Annotated in this window: 4 protein-coding genes; all 4 read left to right on the top strand. The window is 35.0% G+C overall.

The window, feature by feature from the left end:
* The first annotated feature begins 210 nt into the window (after positions 1-210).
* Genes EGH73_RS07795 through EGH73_RS07780 form a run of 4 tightly spaced genes read left to right on the top strand, consistent with a single transcriptional unit; the run spans position 211 to position 4,248 of the window.
* Positions 211-1,707: a TlpA family protein disulfide reductase gene (locus EGH73_RS07795; protein ID WP_123281377.1), complete on the top strand. Its 1,497-nt coding sequence runs from the start codon at positions 211-213 to the stop codon at positions 1,705-1,707.
* Between the two features lie 3 nt (positions 1,708-1,710).
* Positions 1,711-3,120: a 23S rRNA (uracil(1939)-C(5))-methyltransferase RlmD gene (gene rlmD, locus EGH73_RS07790; RefSeq protein ID WP_123281376.1), complete on the top strand. Its 1,410-nt coding sequence runs from the start codon at positions 1,711-1,713 to the stop codon at positions 3,118-3,120.
* Positions 3,121-3,143: 23 nt separating this feature from the next.
* A complete protein-coding gene (locus EGH73_RS07785) occupies positions 3,144-3,614 on the top strand; it encodes a DUF6452 family protein (protein WP_123281375.1) in 471 nt (156 codons plus the stop codon).
* Complete coding sequence (locus tag EGH73_RS07780) at positions 3,580-4,248, top strand: DUF6048 family protein (RefSeq protein ID WP_123281374.1); 669 nt, start codon at positions 3,580-3,582, stop codon at positions 4,246-4,248. The genes EGH73_RS07785 and EGH73_RS07780 overlap by 35 nt, the downstream gene beginning before the upstream one ends.
* The last annotated feature ends 111 nt before the right edge of the window (positions 4,249-4,359 follow it).

Raw genomic sequence — 4,359 nt, 5'->3', positions numbered from 1 at the left:
TATGAAAAGTCGTATAAATGGCATATATAAAACCATAATAATCAATTATAGTGATGGTATAAAATAATACTTAGCCTCTCTATTATTTTGGAATATTTTAGATTTATATCCTTTAGCTTTTATCTATTTTGTTAATGTTTTAATAAAATATCAAAATTCATTTTTTTTAAAATTCTAATTAGATTATTTTTGCACAAATTAAATTTTATAATGAAAAAGTATTTATTTCTACTTTTAATTTCGTTGTTAGTAGTTTCTTGTTCTAAGATAAAAGTGGAAGGAAACGTCAAAGGAGGCTCTCCTCTTGAAAGAATAGAATTCATAGAAGCTTCTGGTGTAGCAACTCTACCTCTAATTAATATTGGTGTAGATGATAAAGGTAACTTCAAAGGTGAGTTTAAAGCACCTAAGAACGGAATGTACGCTATGACATACGCCGGAAAAATGAATTTCATCTATTTAAAGAAAGGTCAGAATTTAAAAATTTCTGGTGATGCTAATACTTTTCCGGAAGTTTTTAAAATTGAAGGTGACGCAAAAAAGAATAATGATTTCATTACCGAAACTCAAAAGTATTTGCAAACTTACAGTTCTAAGCTTAATATGCAATTGCTGCAGAAAAAGGAATCTGATTTCCTTAGTGAAATAAAAAAAATATATTCTGATTTAGAAAAAAACATGGATCAGACTGCTGATAAAATTGGTCCTGACAGTGATGTTGTGAAACTTAAAAAAGATGAGCTTGCTACAAATGTTTTAACCTTCCTTGCTCAGTATGAAGCATCACATGGTCAAGTGAGTGGTGATCCTTCTTTCAAAGTGTCAAAAGCTTTTACTAATTATGAGAATTCATTGACGACTAATAATGATAGAATGGTAGAAGATCTGCCTGTTTACAGAAATTATCTTTTGAACAAAATAGGGCAAAACTTCCAATCTTTTGCTGAAAAACAAAAAGATAAAAACACAGCTAGCATGTCTGCTATCTTTGCAAGATATCTGTCGGAAAATAAAGAGTTATCTCAGAAAACTAAAGATTATCTTCTAGCTTTTGTAATTGCCAAGTTTGATCTTAATCCATATACTTCTGATGTAGATAAAGTAAAAAAGGTTAGTGAGGAGTATATTAAAGATTCGGAAGTTAAGAAAGATCTTAATTCTGCAATCAATGCAGTTTTCGGATTGAAAAAAGGTGAAGAAGCTCCAAAAGTTAATCTCGTAAAGCTAGACGGAAAATCTTCAAGCTTGGAGTCTAATGGAAAACCGACTTTGGTTATGACTTATGCTTCTTGGAATCCTTATATCGGACAGTCTACAGTTCCTGTGTTGAAAGAGGTTGTAAACTTTTATAAATCTAAAGTTAACTTTGCATTTGTAAATGTAGACGATACAAAAGAGCAATTTACAAAAACGGCTAATGCAATGCTAAAAGGTATTCCTGGTACAAACTATTACGGTGAAGGAGGGCTTTCTTCTGAATATGCGAAAAAGTACTTTATTTACGGTTTCAAAATTCCCGGATTCTTTTTGATTGATAAGGATGGTAAAGTAGCGAGTCAGACTTTTTATAATTTAGGTGATCCTAAATTTGTAGAAGAAATGAATAAAATTTCAGGACTGCAAGCGCCTAGTGTGAATCCTCAGGCAACGCTTCAGAATGATTTATTGCAACAGAATCCTAAAGCCGATTCTGCAAAAACAAATTAATAAATGAAGAATAAGAAAAAAAATAAAATTCTTGAAAATATCAGACTCCTTTCTGCCGGTGCGAAAGGAGTTTCTGTTGGTAAAACAGAAGAAGGAAAGACTGTGATTGTTTCGGGTGCTGTCCCTGGTGACCTAGTAAATGTCAGAGTTAAAAAATCAAAAAGCAATTATATCGAAGGTGAGGCTATAGAAATTTTAGAATATTCCGAACATAGAGTCGAACCTAAGTGCATCCATTTCGGAACTTGTGGTGGCTGTAAATGGCAGAATATTGCTTATGAGAAACAGCTCGATTTCAAACATAGTGAAGTGGTTAATAATATCAAGAGAATCGGAGGTGTTTCTGATTTCGAAACTATTCCTATTTTAGGTTCTAAGGAGCAATATTTTTACAGGAATAAGATGGAATTTTCTTTTTCCAACTCGCGGTGGCTTACCCAGTACGAGATTAGTTCTGAGGAAAACTTTGGCAACAGAGATGCTTTGGGATTTCATATTCCGGGGATGTGGAGCAAGATTCTAGATCTCAAAGAATGTTATCTGCAAGAAGATCCATCTAATCAAATTCGCTTGGCCGTAAAAAAATATGCTGTAGAAAACGGACTTGAATTCTATGATGTAAAAGCTCAGGAAGGTTTTCTAAGAACTTTAATGTTGCGTCAGAATTCTAAAGGTGACTGGATGGTTCTTTTTCAACTCTATAAGGAAATGGAATCAGAACGAATTCGATTATTTGATTATTTATTATCCCAATTCCCTCAGATAAAAACTTTGGTTTTTGCCATCAACCCAAAAGGTAATGACAGTATCTATGATTTGGATATTCAAACATATTTTGGTGAAGGATATCTGTTTGAGGAGATGGACGGACTTCAATTCAAAATAGGACCGAAATCTTTTTTTCAGACCAATTATAAACAGGCTTTGGAGTTATACAGAAAAACCCTCGAGTTTGCAGATTTATCGGGCGACCAGGTTGTTTATGATCTTTACACAGGAACAGGAACTATTGCTCAGTATGTCGCAAGAAATGCGAAACAAGTTATCGGGATAGAAGCCGTTCAGGAAGCTATTGATGCAGCCAAAGAACACGCAGAAATCAATGGATTGAAAAACTGTACTTTTTATTGTGGTGATATGAAAGACATTTTCAATGATGAATTTTTAGCCAATCATCCAAAAGCTGATGTGCTGATTACTGATCCACCAAGAGATGGAATGCACCCAAAGGTTGTAGAGCAGATTCTAAAACTGTCACCAGAGAAAATTGTGTATGTAAGCTGTAATTCCGCAACACAGGCAAGAGATATTGCCTTGCTGAAGGACAGTTATGAACTGGTAAAAATTCTTCCGGTAGATATGTTTCCGCAGACGCACCACGTAGAAAACATTGCTTTGCTTCTTAAAAAATAAACAATTTGTGTTACCTTTATTCAATGCAAAAACTAATTTTTTTTCTGGGCTTTTTTTTGCTTCTTACCAGTTGCGGCGGTGATGATGATATATGCCTGAGTTCGGAATCAACACCAAGGTTACAGGTGAAATTCAAAAATGCAGCAGGACAGCTCACAAAGATTGATTCTTTGTACGTCGGTGTAGATTACGGAAGTAATAAAATTACCAGTATTCTGGCGCAGGCCAATGCAGAAACTGTTTATATTCCTTTGAGGATTGATGAAAATCCTTACACGGATATCTATTTCAAAACTAGAAAAGATGGAGATAGTTCCAAAGTTCGCATTTCTTATGACAGAAATGCAGTTTATGTATCTCCCGCTTGCGGATTCAAAATCAATTATGAGAATCTGAAATCGGAACTGTTAAAATCTACACCGCTAACTAATGTCGAATCCAATCAAACATCACTTACAGATGAAAGCAAAGTCAATTTTTATCTCCGCTTTTAGTTTGGTTTCGGTATTCGCTTTTTCTCAGAAAAAAGTAGAGGCCAAGAAACAGGATTCGGCTAAATGGAGATATACACCCAATTTTATTATTGGTGCAGATGTATTGAATCTTGGCGCTGGCTTTTTCGGAGACAGAAAACTTTACCAAGGCTTTATTTCCAGCCGAATAAGCAGAAAAATCCATGCAGTAGTAGATCTGGGATATGACAAAAATATCTATCAGAAAAATGGTTATGACGCAAAAGCAGACGGTTTGTTTCTGAAAGCTGGCGGATTTTATATGCTGGCTTCGGATCCGGAAAATGCATTTAATGGTTTTTATGCCGGTGCAAAATTAGCAGGTAGTTTCTATTCCCAGGAATATAGCGCTATACCTGTTAAAGGAAGGAATAACGAAGGCGTAACCATTGCATTAGAACCTTCTACACAAAGCAGCTATTGGATAGAAGGCGCCATCGGTGCAAGAATTCAGGTATTTGAAAGCAATTTTTTTATAGATGTCAATATCCAGCCAAGATATCTCGCATACACCACAAAACAGGACGATGTCGCTCCGATGATTGTTCCGGGATTTGGAAGGAGTTCAGGTAGCTTCAATATGGGATTCAGTTGGAATCTCGCATATATATTTTAAAATATATTTAGGAGCTTTATCCCGCTTTCCGCTATATCTTTTTTCTTTTCCAAGGCTTTCTCCAGACAAAAGAAAAAAGGATGCCGCTGCAATGAGGTCACTGAAAAACCC

The organism is Epilithonimonas hominis, from assembly GCF_003730015.1.
Taxonomy (GTDB): Bacteria; Bacteroidota; Bacteroidia; order Flavobacteriales; family Weeksellaceae; genus Epilithonimonas; species Epilithonimonas hominis.
This window is presented reverse-complemented; position numbering and strand designations above follow the sequence as displayed.

Bases quoted from the DNA above. Each gene is read 5' to 3' on its own strand.
- EGH73_RS07780 (WP_123281374.1), top strand. From the start codon at position 3,580: ATGAAAGCAAAGTCAATTTTTATCTCCGCTTTTAGTTTGGTTTCGGTA.
- rlmD (WP_123281376.1), top strand. From the start codon at position 1,711: ATGAAGAATAAGAAAAAAAATAAAATTCTTGAAAATATCAGACTCCTT.
- EGH73_RS07785 (WP_123281375.1), top strand. From the start codon at position 3,144: ATGCAAAAACTAATTTTTTTTCTGGGCTTTTTTTTGCTTCTTACCAGT.
- EGH73_RS07795 (WP_123281377.1), top strand. From the start codon at position 211: ATGAAAAAGTATTTATTTCTACTTTTAATTTCGTTGTTAGTAGTTTCT.